We start from the raw sequence: 17,992 nt of genomic DNA on the forward strand, positions 1-17,992 counted from the left end.
TAAACTCGCAAAAGAGTTGAACGGAGGATTATTGTGCTTCAACGTTGGCAGCAATGGAACCGTAAAGCGAAGCTCTTAGTGTGGATTATTGCCATTATTGGCGTAATTGCCGCACTGCCGCTTGGCATGAATCGAATGGACATGGAAGCATCCTCCAAGTCGGTCGAGTATATTTTTGACTATCGCGACTTGGTTGATATTTCGGAATATCAAGCCCGTCCGGCGCAGTTTATTGACGAGCAACTGGACAAAATGAAAGACGTTGGCATTACGACGATGTCGCTGTATGAGAGCTCGCTCAAAGAGCTCTCGGCGTCCGGTCGTCTGAAATATTACAATTCGAAGGATGTAGCTCTGCTTCAAAACAAGCTGGAGCCTGTAGGTCAGAACTTTACCTACATTCTCTTTAACGGTACGCAAGAGGAAGAACAGATCGGACCAATTGTCCGTGAGGCATTGGATCATGCAGAGGCGGTATACCGCCCATGGACTTTCGATGGCCGCAATGGTCTGGTTGTTGAAATGCCTCTGCAGGAAGTGCTGCTGCAGCCGATGGATTTTGATCCGATGACGCTGCAAGCCTTGCATGACAAAGGATTTCATATTTTAGCGCGTTTCTCTGACCGTGTACTGCCTTATGATGAGGCTGCGGTAGATGCGCAGCTTGCCCGCCTGAAAGAGGTTGGCGTTACCCGCGTATTGTTCGATGGTGGACAAGTGAAGGGGTACAAGGATCAATATGAGCTCAGAAGCTTAAATTCATTCGCGGAGCTCCTGAACAAATACGGTATGGGCATGGCAACCATTGAGAACTTGAAAAAACCTCAGCTTGGCATAAATAAATTAGCATTTATTACAAACTATAATATTGTACGTCTCTATTCCTTGTCTGCTGATGATGCGATTGCGAAATCGCCTGAGGTGCTGACTGACCGCTTCCTGCTTGCAGCGAAGGACCGTAATATTCGAATGTTCTTCCTGAATGCCAGCGTACAGACAAGCCAGGAGAAATCGGCTGTTGTCAGCGGCCTGGACAACTTGTACCTGACGATGAAGGGGAAAGACGGCGCTGTGCAAAGACTGACCGATGCCGGATTTGCGCCAAATTTGGCACAGCCATTTGATGTGAAGCATCCTTCTTATGCGAAGCCGCTGAAAATGGTTGTAGCTGCAGGTGCGGTTGCTTTGATTGCTTTGCTTATCAATGTATTTATCCCAGGTACGCTGATCCTGCTGTTTATTCTTGGACTGATCGGCGGCGCGGGGCTGTTCCAGCTTAATGGTGCTCTTGCCGAGCAGGCGCTTGCGCTTGGGGCTGCAATTAGTGCTCCAACACTCGCCCTTGTTTGGGTGATGAACCGCGTCTACTCTCGAACGGATGGCAACCGCCGGACGGTTGGCGGATCCGACTGGAATGGACGAGCTGCAACTCCAGATGAAGGCAAGTGGGTATTCGAAGGCATGACTGTCGGACGCCGTTTTGGACTTGCAATCACGTGGTTTATTGTTACAGCGCTTATCTCGCTGATGGCTGTACCTTTTGTATTCGGTCTGCTCAACAATATTACGTACAGCATGGTGCTGCAGCAATTCCGCGGTGTCAGCATGCTGCATTTGGCGCCAATTGGCCTGACCGCTATTTATGTCTTGCTGTACACTGGCAGCTCGCCGATTCGCCGTCTGCGTAAAGTGGCTGGTATGCCGATTACGGTGTTTATGGTTGTAGCGTTTGTGGTTATCGCGGTTGTAGGCATGTACTATCTGTCGCGTACCGGCAATGAAGGATCCGCTTCTTCCCTGGAGCTGACGTTCCGTAATTGGCTGGAGCAAACGTTTGGCGTTCGTCCGCGGAGCAAGGAATTTATGCTTTCGCATCCACTGTTATTACTTGGATTATTTCTCGCGCTTCGATATCGTGCAGCGTGGGTACTCATTATAGTTGGGTCAATTGGGCAGCTGTCGATGGTCGATACATTCGCCCACATTCATACACCGCTCTACATCTCGATTATCCGCGTATTCCTTGGTCTTGGCCTTGGCGCGATTATCGGCATCATCTTGATTGGTGTGTGGCTGGTATTGGAAGGGGTATGGCGTAAATGGTCACCGGGACTGATAAAAAAACTCGCCGAATAGTGATCTCCGGTTATTACGGATTTCGCAACAGCGGCGATGAAGCGGTGCTTCGTTCGATCTTGCTCGCATTAGCCGAGCAAGGCGAGGCTGCTGGTGTTACTATTCAGCCGGTTGTATTGTCGGCTGACCCGGCTTGGACAAGCAAGATGTACGGCGTAGAAGCAGTCCGGAGGATGCACCCGAAGGATCTGTGGAACGCGCTCCGTACAAGCGATGGGCTGATCAGCGGCGGCGGGAGCCTGCTGCAGGATGCAACAAGCGCGAAGACGATCCCGTATTACACGGGAGTCATCAAGCTTGCCCAGCTGCTTGGCAAGCCGACGTTTATTTATTCGCAAGGGATCGGGCCGGTAACCCGGCGCTGGATGGATCCGCTCATCCGCGGTGTGATGCGGAAGAGCGCGTATGTGTCGGTGCGGGACGCCGAATCCGCTGAGCTTCTTAAGCGGATTGGTGTACCGCACAGCCGGATCGAGGTAGTACCCGATCCGGTGATGGGGCTGCCGCTGCCGGCTGGCTCGGCAGCAGTGGAGCGGGCGGAAGCCGCCGGCGATGCGGCGGCTGTGCCCGTGGTAGGCGTGTCCTTGCGGCATTGGCGCAAGGACGGGGCCGATCTTGGCCGCGCGGCAGACGCGCTGGCCGAGCTTGCCAGCCGCCGCCCTGTGCGGCTGCGGTTCCTTCCGTTCCATACGCCAGACGATGCGGAAACATCGAAACTGGTGATGGAACGGCTCGCTGGCAGGCTGTCCGGCGGAAGCACAGCCGAGCTGGCTGCTCCAGGCGATGACCCCCAGCAAATGCTGTTGGAGGTAAGCCGCTGTGACGCACTGTTCGGCATGCGCCTGCACGCGCTGATCTATGCGGCGAACCAAATGGTCCCAATGCTTGGCTTATCGTACGATCCGAAGATCGATCAATTTCTTCATCGGCTGGGGCTCGATGCAATTGGTACAACCGAGCAGCTCGATCCGACTTCATTCGCGGACAGCGCGGAAGTATTGCTTGATAATCCAGAGGCTTGGAAAGAGAAGCATCGTGAAGCGATCGAACGATTAAGACAACAATCGCAGCAGCCAGCGCAACAAATTGCGCAGTTATTGCGTCAAACCATATCGAGGTGATTTTCACTTGTCGAAACAAGTTCCAACGGTGCCGATTTACGGAATTCCATTCTCCAAGATGAGCATGGACGAAACGGTCAACTACCTAACAGAAGCAATTGAGCATAAGCGCCAGACGCATGTCATTACGGCTAATCCAATTATGGTAATGTCGGCGGTAGAGAGCCAAGATTATTACAAGATGATGAGAAAAGCCGAGCTTATCGTACCGGACGGTGCGGGAGTCGTATGGGCGGCCAATTACGTTGGCACGCCAGTGACAGAACGCGTAACGGGCTTTGACCTGTTGAATCGTCTTATGCAAGAGGGCGAAAAACGGAAATGGACAGCTTATTTGCTTGGTACGTCGCAGGAAGTGATTGAAGCGGCGGCAGAGAAATTACAGCTGCAATATCCACAGGTTCGCATCGTAGGCTACCGCAATGGATATTTTGGCGCTGATCAAGACGCTGAAGTAATCGAAGAAATTCGGCAAGCAGCACCTGATTTACTGTTCGTGGCAAGAGGCGCGGAGACGCAGGAGCCTTGGATTGCCAAATATAAGAAGCAGCTCGGCGTACCCTTTATTATGGGAGTTGGAGGAAGCTTCGATATTGTTGCAGGCAAGCTGAAGAGAGCGCCAGTGTTGTTCCAGAAGCTGCGTTTGGAGTGGTTTTACCGGTTATTACAGGAGCCGAAACGGCTGCCAAGAATGTTGGTTTTGCCGAAATTCGTCGTGAAAGTGGTTCGTGATAAAGAAAACGTCAAGAAACCACGCTCTACTACGTAATAACCTCCCAAAACCGTTGAAAATACGTGAAAACGGGATTTGGAGTTTCTTCTACTGTCGGAGTATAATTCACTTCGGTAGATAGAAAAAGGGGAGCTGCACAATATGCCAGCAGGCTTACTTTACACATTAGGATTTATCATATCTCTAATAATAGCTTTGGTTATGACACCGCTTGTTAAAAAATTCGCTTTCAAGGTCGGAGCGATTGATAAACCGAACCATCGCAAAGTGCATACACGGATTATGCCGCGGATGGGCGGTCTCGGAATTTATCTTGCTTTTGCAATTGGATTCCTGATCCTCATGCCATTCATTCCAGATGGATTGTTGAACCATGAGGGAACCAACCTGATTCGTGCTGTACTGGTTGGCGGTACTATTATTATTCTGATCGGCGCTTTCGATGACCGCTTTGAGCTGTCGGCAAAAGTGAAGCTGATTGCTCAGATCGCTGCAGCTTGCGTTGTCGTATTCGGCTTCGGCGTGAAGATTGACCTTCTGAACGTACCGTTCGGAGCAACGATGCAGCCGATCGAAGCTTGGGTATCCATTCCGCTTACGATTTTCTGGATCGTGGGTGTTACGAATGCGATTAACCTGATCGATGGTCTGGACGGACTGGCAGGCGGCGTATCCGCTATCGCGATTGGTACCATTCTTGTGATGGCGATCATCATGGGCAATGTACCGATTATCCTGCTCAGCGTTCTGCTGCTTGGTGGTATTGTTGGATTCTTGTACTTTAACTTCCATCCAGCCAAAATCTTTATGGGAGACTCCGGCTCCTTGTTCCTAGGCTTCTGCCTAGCGATGCTCTCGATGACTAGCTTTAAGCAGATTACGATCGTATCGTTCGTAACACCGCTGCTTATCATTGGCGTACCGCTGTCCGATACATTCTTCGCAATTATCCGTCGTTTGGTGAACAAACGTCCGATCTTTGCACCGGACAAAGGGCATTTGCATCATTGCCTGCAAGAGCTTGGCTTCAGCCACCGTCGTACGGTTCTGATTATCTGGGGAGTGGCAGCAGTGTTCGGCGGCTTTGCAATCCTGCAATCCACGGTCGTTCAATCAACCGCTGCAAACTGGATTACGTTCATCGTTATCTGCCTGGTGATCTTCAGCCTGCAGATCGGCGCGGAACTCATCGGTATCGTAGACAAGTCGCGCCGCCCGGTTATTAATTTCTTAAACCGTGTGCTTCGCTCGAAAGTAGACGCGAGAAGCTCGAAATAATAAATCTCATATTAGACTATTAAAAAAGGTTGTTCCGATAGGCAAACGAAAGTTTGCTTTTGGGACAACCTTTTTCTTGTTTGATTTCTTAGTCAACGTCCTCTTGGACTGTCCTCGGGCTAGATTGGATTTCATCCAACGCAATCGATCTCGAGTGTGCTCGACTGCTGATTATGTTGGATTCCATCCAATAACTTTTACGTATCATGAGCTGTGTTGGCCTTTGGGCTGAATTCTGCTGGATAGAATCCAATGCAGTTATGTTTACCTGGCTCTTCTATACCATTATGTTGGACAAAGTGCAGTCTGGCGTTTGTGGATTCCCGCGTTTAAATAACAGTTCTAAATCCGATGTAACAAAATGCATATGAGCTCTATTTCATTAAAATTTCTTTATAAATGGAATGTACCCGCTAATCTAACATTTTCGGTCTCTAGGACCGATAACAACAATACAGAACTATTCTCATGTCAGGCTATGAATATCCATCATATCCTTGGATCCGAGAACAGCAAGGGAGGAAGCAATAGCGACTCAAATTAATCGACCTCTAATTGCAATGTCACCTAGTTGGACTAGTCGATTGTTACTCATTTCAATCATGCAAATTGCCATTACATAAAGGAGGATCATCGTTTTGAAAAAGCTTATATCACTCGTGCTATCACTGGCGCTTCTAATTACGCTGCTGCCACCGTTTAGTACACCGCACAAAGCTGCAGCAGCAGGCACTTATTTTTTATTCGCCAATGAGCAGTACTCAGCAAAAAATGCCCGCATCACAACTGATCAACGTGTGACGTTGAAAGGTACAATTAATAACGTTGTAGGTAACTCAATTAGCTACAGTGTCTATAACATTTCTTTGAATGGATCTACGGAGACTGTTGTTAACTCTATTGAGAACCAAACTGCGAATGTATCGCTCAGCGGTAATAACATTTCGGTTAACAATGTAGAACTGTATCCTGGACTTAACAAGCTGACTTTTAAAGGGATCTACGGGTCATCGACGGTCAGCGAATCGATCTATATTGAATATCGTGACAGCCCGATGCTGTATGATTTGACAGCTACGATTCGTGGTACAAGCTACAACATTTTAGAAGACCAAACAACGGTCTTGCAATCTACTCTTTCTGATGGTAAGACAAACGAAGATATTGCGATTAGTGGTAAAGCGCCGAATGCTACGAAGGTCGTCGTGATTATTAATGGAAAAAGTTATGAATATAAAGTATCTGATGCAGGTGATTACAAGTTCGTTGCATCGCCGCTTAACATTAATGCGGGAAAAAATATTGTTACCATCCGAGTGGTGAACAGCAGCCAAGTAGTAGAAACCACGCGTGAGATTGCTTTCTACAATGGTTCCTCCACCTTCTATGATATGAACTTGACGGATGGAGCGACTACAACTGATCTAGAGAAAAGTCCAGATCTATCAGCTGTCTCCGGTAATGATCTTGTGTTGTCAGGTACAGCAATCATTCCAGTGAAAAACACTGCTGGCGTATATACACCAAACGTTTCAAGCAATGCTGACCTGGCATCAAGGTTTCAACTTCTTCCACAATGGACAGGTGGAACAACGTATCAACTCGTAGATACGGATATTACGAGTGTGACACCAGACAGCAGTACAATTACTTCAACTACGAAGTTTATTACGGTGGGCTTCTCCGTTAAATTGGGCAAAGTAGGCGGCAGTGCTTTTGCTTACGAAACAAGCTATCGTTTCAAGATGCAAGGATATAACGTTGTTGATCTGCAATCCCAACAGTCTAATACGCTGACGTTTGTGCTTCATGATAATTCGAAGCCTTACATCTATGACGTTAACTACTTGACGGGTTATTCTTCTGATATGAATGATCCTGTAAACGACCCAACTGGAACAAAACTGCAAGTATTGGAAGGTTCCGATATCGAGGGCGCAAATATTTACGCATTGCCAATGGGCGTTGAGGTATTGATCGGGAACTATTCTAAATTAAGCGTAACAAGTAATGTTGTTAGCCTGGTGAAAAATAGTGCAGGGGGTGCGTTAACTACATCCGATGGCATCTCGGCAACTCAGCTTAAACCTACTCAAATCGTTTACCGTACTATTAATGGCGTATCACAGCCATTCCTGCGTGTGTTTATGGAGGTTTCGAAGCTTCCAACAACCGGTACGCAAAAGCTTTACTTTGCACTCAAAGATAACAGTGCGTTGATGAGTGTTAAAGAAGCAGCAATCAAACTTCTATACGGACCAAATGTGAAATACGATAGTCTGTATAACGGTATGCAAATTAACTATGATACTACGATGGAAGTAGCTAAAGGGATAACATACATCTTTGGTCAGCTAGGCAACTTTGCGGGACAATTTGTGAATATCGCGAACGAAGATGATATTGTCTATCCGGGAAGTACAACAAAAGCACAAACGGTATTTTTCTATATGAATAATGTAGAGGTGCCATTGATTCAGGGTGATACACTATCCCAATTCAGGTTGGACCCTAATGCACTGAGCCTAGCATTTGGTGTATTGAACAAGACGGGCGAGAATACATTCAAGATTGTTTTCAAGACTGCGAAAAACAATTATGAAAGCACGACGAAAATCAACATTGTGCCAATTAACTTGCCTTCGATTCCTGCGGTTGATACAGACGGCGTTTACCCGTATAGTCAGAATCTAACGGTGCCTCTGGCGAACGATCCGAACTTCACGAACGTTTCCAGTATTTTTACGACTAAGGAAGCACGAATGAATGTATACGGAACGTTTGACTTTATTGATCTAGGCAAAGATTTTGTTTCAATTAGTTCGAAAATGGGCGAATTAAAAACAAACAATTTGTTGTCAAATTATATTTTACAGATTGATTCTCCTAACTTTACGAAAAAAATCACTTGGGATTTATCAAAAGAATATACTCCTACTTCAAAGGGGAAAGCGATTAATACCGATCTCAATAAAACAATCAACACGGGCGCAACGGTTGATGGCATTCAAGTCTTTTATGATGTAGATGGACAATACTTCTACTTCATTATAGAAAATCAAGAGATTCCGGATGACGGAAGTCCGCAAGTGTATGTTATGACGGTATTTAACAGTGGTGAAGCTGGTCCACGTGCGACCTATCGCCTTGAGGTAGACCCAATTGCTATTCCTTATACCGTACTCGCTCCGGTTACGGAAGAGCGTAATTTGAATCAGAACTTTGTAGATGTCATTATTGCATCGCCAGGCGCTGATTCGATGACTATTAATAAACTGCCTGCTAAAAAAGTTACCTACTTGGATTATAGCCGGGATGCTGTTACTCCAGTCCCTATAGAAGCCTATAAAGTAAGGGTAACTGGGCTGAAAGCAAACAAAGTAACGCCAATTGCAATTATCATTACGCGTGGTAAAGATAAGATTACAGACACGCTCAATGTCAACTATGAACCAGCTAATATCCCGGGAGCGCAGTACACAGAAACGATGGCTGCTTCACATAAAGTCTTCGACAGCACGCTGGCGCTGACTTTTCCTAAAAATACGAAGCTGATTCGTCCGAAGTACAACTCGACTTCGAATAATGCAAGCCAGATTTACAGTGGCAATCAACTTCTTTTCGGTATTGCTAACCCAACGGATGGCGTACTAAATCGTTACGAATATAGAAGTCAACCAGCCGATTACTGGTCAGATAATGAAGCTGGATCCTACTTCTTGAGTGATTTCTTCTCTGACAGATTTATTAAAGTCAGCTCACTCTTCTGGATTGATGGTGGCCAAGCTGACAATGATGTTACACCAGCCTACGATCCAGTCACTACCGGAATTGATCCGTATCCATATGCGATGGTTCAGGGTGATCCGGACAAGCAATTCTTTAAACGCTTTAACAATGGCAGAGAAATTATTCCGTCACAAGCAGGAACGTTGACCTTGTCCTATGATCCTAGCATTGCGCAAGGGGCAGGCACCGTAGTAACCGTATTCCGTTATGATCCTTACGAGAATATCTGGGAGAACATGGGCGGAACAGTTGACGAGAAGAAACACACGATTAAAGTACCATTTACCAAATTTGGTTATTATGTAGCTGGTAAGCTGACCTATGGCTTCAATGATATTAATGACCATTCATATGCACGTAATGCGATGGAAGCAATTTTTGCTAAAGGTGTTATGAATGCAGTTGATCCAACGGGTATCTTCGGTGCGGATCAATATGTATCCCGCGGTGAGTTTGCACGGATGATTGTGAAAGCTTTGAATATTCCTCTTAATTACGAGGGAGGACAACAGCATTTTATTGATGTACCGCTAGATATCATCATTAATACAGATGCCATCTATGATTACCGTTACATTGAGACAGCTGCAAGAGCTGGTATCGTGCGGGGTACGCAGCCAGTGACCTTTGAGCCGGATACGAAGTTGACTCGTCAGGATGCATCCGTTATTCTAGCAAAAGCGCTCAATCTGAAGCTGGAGACAAGCTCTACTAAAGCCAAGGCTGCTTTAGACAAAGCCTTTAAGGATTCGGGTAATGCGGATTATTATGCGATCCCGTCCATTCTGGCAATCCAGAAGAAGGGCTTTATCCAAGGCTCGATGATTGACCCTAATAACAAGAAATCAGGCTATGTATTTGAGCCTAGAGCAAGACTGCTCCGCAGTGATGCTGCTATCCTGATTTCTAAAGTAATGGCAAGCAACAAGACATTACCGGCAATATACGCGAATTAAGGGGTAGAGCAGCTCGGCTCTTGGCCGAACTGCTCTATTTTTTTCTTTCTATTAATATCCAAAGTAAGTTTATCCATGGAAAATCTTTAGCATCGACGAGATTAATAGGCCAAGCTATACTGATTACATACTCCTAGAGAAGGGTAGTAATACATAAACAACCGAATCGAAAAAAAATTCAGATCTTTTTCTGGTCTGAGCGCAACTTTTTGAACTGCTCTGCGTTTAATTACATGACATTGCAAACAGCGAGGCATGTAGTACCTTGGGACTACTATTCTTTCCCGAAGTGGAATGAATTCTCAACTTCCTCTTTACGCTAGGGATAGCCCATTGTATAATGTTAAAGTGGTAGGTCTTCTCTAGTAATATATTTATATGGTTTTTTCGTAGGTTTACGAGTTTCTGCGACATGTTCTTACATAGGGTTGAAGCATGGAAGCAGACATCATTTATATTAAATTCTTATTTTAATGCTCTTAACTCGGGGAAGGGGGTGAATCGGCTATGAGAAAAACGAGCAATTCATTATCTACACAAAACTCTCAACAACCGAAGGTATTTAGAGGAGGAGAAAAAAAGGTTATGAAAAAAAGTTTAATTTCGCTGGCACTTGCTGGCTCGATGCTTTCCGCTTTGGCAGTTCCTGCGTTTGCAGCTACTCCATCTGACGTAGTTGGTAAACCAGTTCAAAATGCAGTTGAGGCTCTGACAGCTCTGGGTATTATCAATGGTTATGCTGACGGTACTTTCAAACCAGAGAACACGATCACTCGTGCTGAGCTGGCTAAAATCGTTATCACTGCTACTGGCAACGCTAGTGCAGCAAACCTGATGGCTACTACGCCTCCAGCGTTCAAAGACGTTAAAAAAGGCGTTTGGTACACTGGTTACATCAATGCAGCTGCAGCTAAAGGCTTTATCCAAGGTTACAACGGTAACTTCCGTCCTAATGATACAATTAAGTTTGAAGAAGTAACTGCGATCTTGGTTCGCGCTTTGGGCTACAAAGATAAATACCTGTCCGGTTCGTGGCCTTACAACGTATTGCTGCAAGCTGACGAAGTAGGTCTGTTCAGCGGTGTTGAACTGGCTCAAGGTACTAATGCTACTCGTGGTGTTGTTGCTGAGCTGACAGAAAACGCTCTGAGCGAAAACCTGGTTCAATATGATGCTGACGGCAACGTTTCTAACGTTCAAGCAGGTACTCCAAAAGTTGACCAATTCCTGATCAACAAATTGGGCACAAGCGCTACTGAAGTTGTTAAGCTTTCGGCTTTGACTTCCGACAAAAAAATCGCTTTCGTTACTGGCGATGTAGCAGTTGCTGACAACTACTTCATCACTGGCGGCAAAAAACTGTCTGACCTGGTTGGTCACTCGGTAAGCGTACTGAAAAACAAAGACGGTAAAGTCATTGCTGTTACAGACGCACAAGCAGCTTCCAATAGTGTTACTACAACTACTAATGCTGCTCCAGCTACAACAACTTTCGAAAGAAGCACAACTGCTTCCGCGAAAACATTCACTATCGGTGGCACAACTTACACTACATCAACTGATTTCGTAGTGTACAACAACACTGATCTGGATGCTGACTTCAACCTGACTGTTACTGGTGCTAAAGAAGTTCAAATCTTCAAAAACAGCGCTGGTCTGGTTCAAGCAGTACTCGTAAACAACTGGGCATCCAACCTTGTTGTATCTGAAATCGTTGCATACTCGAACTACAGCAGAATCGTAGCTAAGAGCGGCTTCTCTTCCAAAGTAGATGCTAACACGTCGATTACTTTGAATGGTAAAGATGCTACTTTGGCTGATCTGAAAGCTAACGATGTTGTCAACGTAATTGAGAACGCTGCTGACAGCGCGCTTAAAATCGTTGCTACTCGTAACGTTGTAACTGGTAAAGTTGAAGCTACTGGTACTGATTCCGGTTCGGCTACTGTTAAAGTAAGTGGTACATCTTACAAAAACGTTTCCGGCACTGTTCCAACAATTGGCACAGAGTACTCGTTCTTGCTCAACAAAGACAACGAAGTTGTAGCTTACGAGACTCCAAATGCAGTGACTGCTAGCGCATATGCTGTAATTTATAGTGTTAAACCTAGCACGCAGTACATTGATGCAAACAATGAAGTGGTAACTGGTACTAAAGTAGTTTACTACTCTTTGAAAGACCAAAAAGTGGTTACTGCCTACACTAAAGATACTGACACTACAACCAATGCTGCTGCTTTGGAAAACACTATCGTAGAACTGGGCTTCACTAATGGAGTTATCGATTTGACACCGGCTCAAGTAGCTGCGGCTGTTGACGTAGTTACAGATACAGGTACTGTATCCGCTGATCCTACAGCTACTAAACTGACTGTTGGTACAACTAACTATGTTACAAACAGCAACACTATCTACCTCAAAGTAGGTATCGATTTGGGTACTCCTGCAGTTCCTGCTGCTCCTGGTGTTCCTGCAGTTCCTGCAGTTCCTGCTGATATTACTAAGAACACTGTAGTTAATGCTACAGCGGCAGACGTTGCTAAAAACGACGTAGTAGCTGTTAAAGCTTCGAACGGTACGGCACAATATGTAATCATCAAGTCTAAAGGTGCTGCATCTACTACATTGCCACAAGTTCAAGGTCTGTTCGTAAGCCAATCCGCAGTTACTACTGCTGATGGTACTTCGTTCTCCGTTAAACTGAACGTTAAAGGCGAAGAAAAAACATTCGCAATCGGTGCAGCAATTGCAACTGTTGCTAAAAATGATGTAGTAACTCTGAAAGATACTGTTACTACTAACTCCGTTTACGATGTTGCAACTCCATTTAACACAGAGGCAGCTACTTTGACTGTTGACAACTCTGCGAAAACAATCAAAGCTGGCGCTACTAATTACCTCGTAACTGGTAATACTCAAGTAGTGCTGTTGAAAAAATCCGATGCTACTATCAGCACTGGCGCATTTGCTGACGTAAGTGCAGCTGCTGACGGAACTAACTATGGTATTGGTTCTGGCCAATTCAAAGTTATTGTACAAGGCACTGGTGACTTCTATGCATCCGCTACTGTTGGTACTGACATTGAAGAAGCTGGCGTAATCGTAGTAGTTGCTTACTAAGATTCGCTGACTTAACTAGAAAGCTGAGAGCATAAGCTCTCAGCTTTCTTTTTTTATTTTCATAGGACATGTTCACATGCAGTTCATATAGATTAGATATAGTTACGGATATAGGCGGAGCAAACATTTTTGAGATAAGCCGAAACTTATAGGATTCCATTCTCGTCTATTTAAGTAAATCTAATTATACGGAGTGAATATGACAATGCGGAAAAGCTTTAAACGATCGACTATGCTTGTATCCCTCTTCGTTGCTTTTGTTATGCTGCTCAGTGCGATACCAGTGTCTTTCGCTGCATCAACAACGGCTTCTTCTGTCAACAAGAAGGTGTATGTAACGAAAGCTTCGTATGTACAGCTGACGGATGCCAGTCTGGTTCCGAGTGCTAACGGAGCAACAGCGAGCTTCACCTTTGAATTCTATAATGGTGATAGCACAGCTATTAATCTAGTAGATTATTGGGCACGCTTGAAGTCCAAAAGTGGATCGAAATACACACTGACTTTACTAGACAAGGCTAATAAGAAAATGATCAGCCCGAAATCCAGTACGACACTCACTTTCTATAGTGCAGTAGGTTCGAAAGTTACACTTGATCAGCTTATTCTTAATTTTGTGAAGTTCGATTTCTCCGTTTCTGGATATGAAAAAACGATCGGCTCATTTACGTTCCCTACGGGTTATTCCAATGATATTAAACTGGGTGGCTACAAAACAGTTAAAGTAAGCAGCTCTAATGTAAACATGCGTATTGATCAAAATACGGTATCGAAGACAACGGACTACTACAATGTGAACTTATCTTTTGTAGCACGTAATACCAGCCAATTCGGAGTAGCAATTCCGGAATATAACTACTACTTAAAAACATCTAGCGGCTTGTACAAGTTGAAGCTGAAGAATACATCAGATTCAAACTTAACTCTTGAGCCTGCTGTACTTAACTCCATCAGACTGACAGGATCAATTCCTAATACAGTATCTACATCTGGATGGAAACTCGTTATTACTCAAAAAGTAGGTTCTGCTGATAGCAGCCAAGTAGAATTGCCAGTCGCTTCATTTATGGTGCCATTCACACTGGATACAACGCCAGGAACTGCGAAACAAACCTTCACAGATGAAAAGGGTACTTATGAAGTAGAATTGCAATCTGTACAACGTCTGCCTTGGGGTAATGACGATAATGTGCTGGCGAAACTATCGATTAAAAATAAAGAATCTGTCTATCTGCCACTTCCTGATTTGACAGGAACAATTGTATTAGATAAAAATATTACGATTAATGGTCAGGCCGTTAAAAATACTGGCGATATTGGATTAGCACCAGGCGCATCAACAACGGTAACGTATATTGGTAAATTGCCTTATGCGTATAACTGGAAGAAGTTTGAGCTTCAATTGAACGAGAAATCTGGTACAGAAGATGTACAAGTAGCAGAAGTAACAAAATCGGTTATTACGGGAATCTATTCTGTTGATGCAGGCAATGTGTATACACAAAAATCAATAGGTTCTGAAATGAGCGTTAAGGTTACAGATACTCGTACTTACCAAGGTGATGCAACAGATACCTATGCTGTATTTATGGATGTGACAAATAACCAGACACGCAGCAAAGTAATGCCGCAATGGACGGGATATTTCAAATCAGCAGCAGGTAACTACTATGACGCAACAATCTTGAAAACAGCGACTTCCGTAACACCAGGCAATAAAGAACAAATTATTGTTTACACCCAGCTTCCTAGTAATGTGAGTCGTGATGGTTTGCAACTTCTGCTCGGTGAGGCGATTGACGTGAATGGTCTCATTAAAGGAACAACAGGTACTCCAACAGGCTATATTCGTGGTGTATTGTTCGGTTTGCCAGCTGAGAAAACAGATCTGACAAATAATCATGAGATTAAAGTAGGTCCTTATAATATCGACTTCAATTACTTCAATGTATTTGCAGACGGTGATTCATTAGAGTTTGACATCGGCAGCAAGGTACAACGTGATTATAGCTACGATGGATTTACACAATCGAAGCTGACCATGGAGCTTGAGTATGAGCCTGCCGGAGATGTTCTTTGGACGCAAAGCATTAATCTGGAAGGTAAAGCTGAAAACAGCCTTACATGGAAAATTGGTGACAACTATAATTCATTTAGCAAAAAAATGGATAATAATTTGTACTGGAGCACTTACACATTGAACGTCTATGAAACAGTAAACGGCAGCAAGAAAAAGCTGTTCTCTAAAGATATCCAATTCTCATCCCTCATCAACTGGCTTGACGGCGAGCACTAAATAGTACAGAAATAACTGGTTAATCCCATCCAAATCTAGTATCTTATTAAGAGATACTAGATTTGTTTGCGTAATTGCGTAAGAAAGGAGTTTGTCGAAATTGAAGAAGTATGCACTACGAATTGTGTTGGCAGTTGTTCTAGTAGGAGCAGGCCTTATTGCTGGGGTGAACTGGCCGACAACCCTTGAGGCGGAATCAAATGCAACGGTACCCGGCTCTGTAGACGACCCGGTGGTAACGAAGAGCTATGTAGATGAACAAATTGCGAAAGCTGGTTCTGGAACAGGTGGAGGAACAACACAGCCTGAGACAGGTGGTACAAGCGCCAAGCTGGAAGTTGTGGCAGTACCTGCTGGTAAAGTCCTCATTGCTAATGAAGGCACAGAGGTCGTTGTACGTGCAGGCAAAGCCGTTGTCTATAGTACGGATGCGAATGGCATTGCCGATCTGACTGATGGTAAAGACTTAACGAATGGCAAAGCGATTATTGCCAACCATCATATGTTATTCCCGCGAGCAGGACGTGGAGTTACAACAGCTCCAGGTTATACGAAGTCCTTAACCTTGCTTGTTCGAGGCAGCTACGTTATTCAATAAACGAAGGCAATGGATGTTATAGAACATTTTGCCCGGACTGACAATAGGTTATACGCTTCAAACTGCTCGGAAGGACACACAATAAAGCCACGTTCCTAATTTTCATATGGAGGTGTTCTTATTATGAGTCGTTCCAATAAAGTGGTTGTTCCAGATTGTAAAGCTGCGCTGAACCAAATGAAGTATGAGATTGCTGCTGAGCTTGGCTTGTTTGCATCACACGGAGTGAGTACTGGTGCAGATACGGAATTTGGCGATGAGCTAGGCGGGGTAAGCGGTGGAACTCATATTCAATGGAGAGAAGTAACGAGCCGGGATGTCGGTTCGATCGGCGGCAGCATTACACAGCGTCTTGTTGCTCAAGCGGAAAAAGTACTAAACGGTTATACGTAAGCTTAATGCTTAAGCCTTTATTAGAAGGCGAAGCATACGTTTGGAGGATGAAATTTAGGCGGAGTAAAGAGAAAAAATATACTCTCTAAAATTTTATCAAATATTGGTAATCGTTGACACCAAGCGACATTTTCGGTATTATACTGTTTTAGAGAGTTGTCTAACAACCTTTTCCTTCGGGGAAAGGTTCATTTTTTGTGTAGAATGTCTGCACTTATTTCATACTAGCTGTAGGAGGTTGATACGGATGTCTGTTAAAGGTCGTCACTTGTTTACATCGGAATCAGTAACAGAAGGCCACCCGGATAAGATTTGTGACCAAATCTCGGATGCTGTTCTGGATGCGTTTCTGGAAGCGGACCCTTACGCTCGCGTAGCTTGCGAAGTTTCGGTTGCCACTGGTCTTGTACTTGTTATTGGAGAAATCAGCTCCCGTGCTGATTATGTCGATATTTCCGCAATTGCTCGCCGTACAATTAAAGAAATTGGTTATACGCGTGCAAAATACGGTTTTGACTCCAGCACTTGTGCTGTGCTTACATCGCTTAACGAACAATCCGCGGATATCGCTCAAGGGGTTAACGCTGCGCTTGAGAGCCGCGATGGGAAAGACGTTCAAAAAGAAAACGAAGACATTGGTGCTGGTGACCAAGGTCTGATGTTTGGTTTTGCAACGAACGAAACTCCTGAGCTGATGCCTTTGCCAATCGCATTGTCGCATCGTATTGCTCGCCGTCTGTCCGAAGTTCGTAAGAACGACACGCTGGGCTACCTGCGTCCGGACGGTAAAACGCAAGTTACAATCGAGTACGTGGATGGCAAACCAGTTCGCGTAGACACGATTGTCGTATCGACTCAACACGCAGAAGAAATTTCCCTGGAGCAAATCCAAGCGGACATTCTTGAGCATGTTATCAAACCAGTAGTTCCTGTTGAGTGGCTGGATGAGCAAACGAAATACTTCATCAACCCTACAGGTCGTTTCGTAATTGGCGGTCCTCAAGGTGATGCTGGTCTGACTGGCCGCAAAATCATCGTTGATACTTACGGCGGTTATGCTCGTCATGGCGGCGGCGCATTCTCCGGTAAGGATCCAACGAAGGTTGACCGTTCCGCAGCTTATGCAGCTCGCTATGTAGCGAAAAACATCGTTGCTGCAGGTCTGGCTGACAAATGTGAAATCCAATTGGCTTACGCGATTGGTGTAGCACAGCCGGTATCGATCAACGTTGACACTTATGGCACTGGCAAAGTATCGGAAGAAGTTCTGGTTGAAGTCGTTAAAAACAACTTTGATCTTCGTCCTGCTGGCATTATCAAAATGCTGGATCTTCGCCGTCCAATCTACGCTCAAACAGCTGCTTATGGTCACTTCGGCCGTACAGATGTGGATCTTCCTTGGGAGCGCGTAGACAAAGCTGAGAAGCTTAAAGCAGACGCACTTGCTTAATTTATAAAGAAATATAGAAAGCCCTGAATTTTTGGATTCGGGGCTTTTTTGTCGTTTTCTGATGCAACCTTTTCTACTCGAACTTCGACTAATACCTAGTTAGCCTAAATTTTTCAAGTCGA

General features: G+C 44.9%; 10 protein-coding genes. All 10 read left to right on the top strand.

The features are described 5' to 3' along the window. Positions 1–33: 33 nt before the first annotated feature. The 10 genes from AC0YNT_RS10425 (at position 34) to metK (ending at position 17,870) form a co-directional block, all read left to right on the top strand. Positions 34–2,136 (top strand): DUF5693 family protein, encoded by a 2,103-nt coding sequence (locus tag AC0YNT_RS10425; protein ID WP_475804492.1) that lies wholly within the window; start codon positions 34–36, stop codon positions 2,134–2,136. After that, complete coding sequence (gene csaB / locus AC0YNT_RS10430; RefSeq protein ID WP_475804493.1) at positions 2,100–3,257, top strand: polysaccharide pyruvyl transferase CsaB; 1,158 nt, start codon at positions 2,100–2,102, stop codon at positions 3,255–3,257. The genes AC0YNT_RS10425 and csaB overlap by 37 nt, the downstream gene beginning before the upstream one ends. Positions 3,258–3,264: 7 nt before the next feature. After that, on the top strand, positions 3,265–4,026 hold the full coding sequence (locus AC0YNT_RS10435; RefSeq protein WP_475804494.1) for a WecB/TagA/CpsF family glycosyltransferase: 762 nt from the start codon (positions 3,265–3,267) through the stop codon (positions 4,024–4,026). Positions 4,027–4,131: 105 nt separating this feature from the next. Further along, on the top strand, positions 4,132–5,268 hold the full coding sequence (locus tag AC0YNT_RS10440; RefSeq protein ID WP_475804495.1) for a glycosyltransferase family 4 protein: 1,137 nt from the start codon (positions 4,132–4,134) through the stop codon (positions 5,266–5,268). Positions 5,269–5,906: 638 nt separating this feature from the next. Beyond that, positions 5,907–10,013 carry an S-layer homology domain-containing protein gene (locus tag AC0YNT_RS10445; RefSeq protein ID WP_475804496.1) on the top strand — a complete coding sequence of 1,369 codons (4,107 nt, stop codon included), beginning with the start codon at positions 5,907–5,909 and terminating at the stop codon, positions 10,011–10,013. 585 nt (positions 10,014–10,598) lie between these two features. Further along, entirely contained in the window at positions 10,599–13,133 is a 2,535-nt protein-coding gene (locus AC0YNT_RS10450; RefSeq protein WP_475804497.1) for an S-layer homology domain-containing protein, read from the top strand. Positions 13,134–13,338: 205 nt separating this feature from the next. Then, positions 13,339–15,429 (top strand): hypothetical protein, encoded by a 2,091-nt coding sequence (locus tag AC0YNT_RS10455; protein ID WP_475804498.1) that lies wholly within the window; start codon positions 13,339–13,341, stop codon positions 15,427–15,429. A gap of 100 nt (positions 15,430–15,529) precedes the next feature. After that, positions 15,530–16,027: a hypothetical protein gene (locus AC0YNT_RS10460; protein WP_167280956.1), complete on the top strand. Its 498-nt coding sequence runs from the start codon at positions 15,530–15,532 to the stop codon at positions 16,025–16,027. A gap of 123 nt (positions 16,028–16,150) precedes the next feature. Further along, positions 16,151–16,420 (top strand): alpha/beta-type small acid-soluble spore protein, encoded by a 270-nt coding sequence (locus AC0YNT_RS10465; protein ID WP_167280955.1) that lies wholly within the window; start codon positions 16,151–16,153, stop codon positions 16,418–16,420. Between the two features lie 247 nt (positions 16,421–16,667). Then, the gene (gene metK, locus AC0YNT_RS10470; protein ID WP_441895590.1) at positions 16,668–17,870 is read left to right on the top strand and encodes a methionine adenosyltransferase; all 1,203 of its coding nucleotides are present in this window, start codon (positions 16,668–16,670) and stop codon (positions 17,868–17,870) included. Positions 17,871–17,992: the final 122 nt, after the last annotated feature.

Source organism: Paenibacillus sp. J22R56 (genome assembly GCF_056269375.1).

Coding starts and splice junctions, on each gene's coding strand:
- csaB (WP_475804493.1), top strand. CDS start 2,100: ATGGTCACCGGGACTGATAAAAAAACTCGCCGAATAGTGATCTCCGGT.
- AC0YNT_RS10440 (WP_475804495.1), top strand. CDS start 4,132: ATGCCAGCAGGCTTACTTTACACATTAGGATTTATCATATCTCTAATA.
- AC0YNT_RS10455 (WP_475804498.1), top strand. CDS start 13,339: ATGCGGAAAAGCTTTAAACGATCGACTATGCTTGTATCCCTCTTCGTT.
- AC0YNT_RS10465 (WP_167280955.1), top strand. CDS start 16,151: ATGAGTCGTTCCAATAAAGTGGTTGTTCCAGATTGTAAAGCTGCGCTG.
- metK (WP_441895590.1), top strand. CDS start 16,668: ATGTCTGTTAAAGGTCGTCACTTGTTTACATCGGAATCAGTAACAGAA.
- AC0YNT_RS10450 (WP_475804497.1), top strand. CDS start 10,599: ATGAAAAAAAGTTTAATTTCGCTGGCACTTGCTGGCTCGATGCTTTCC.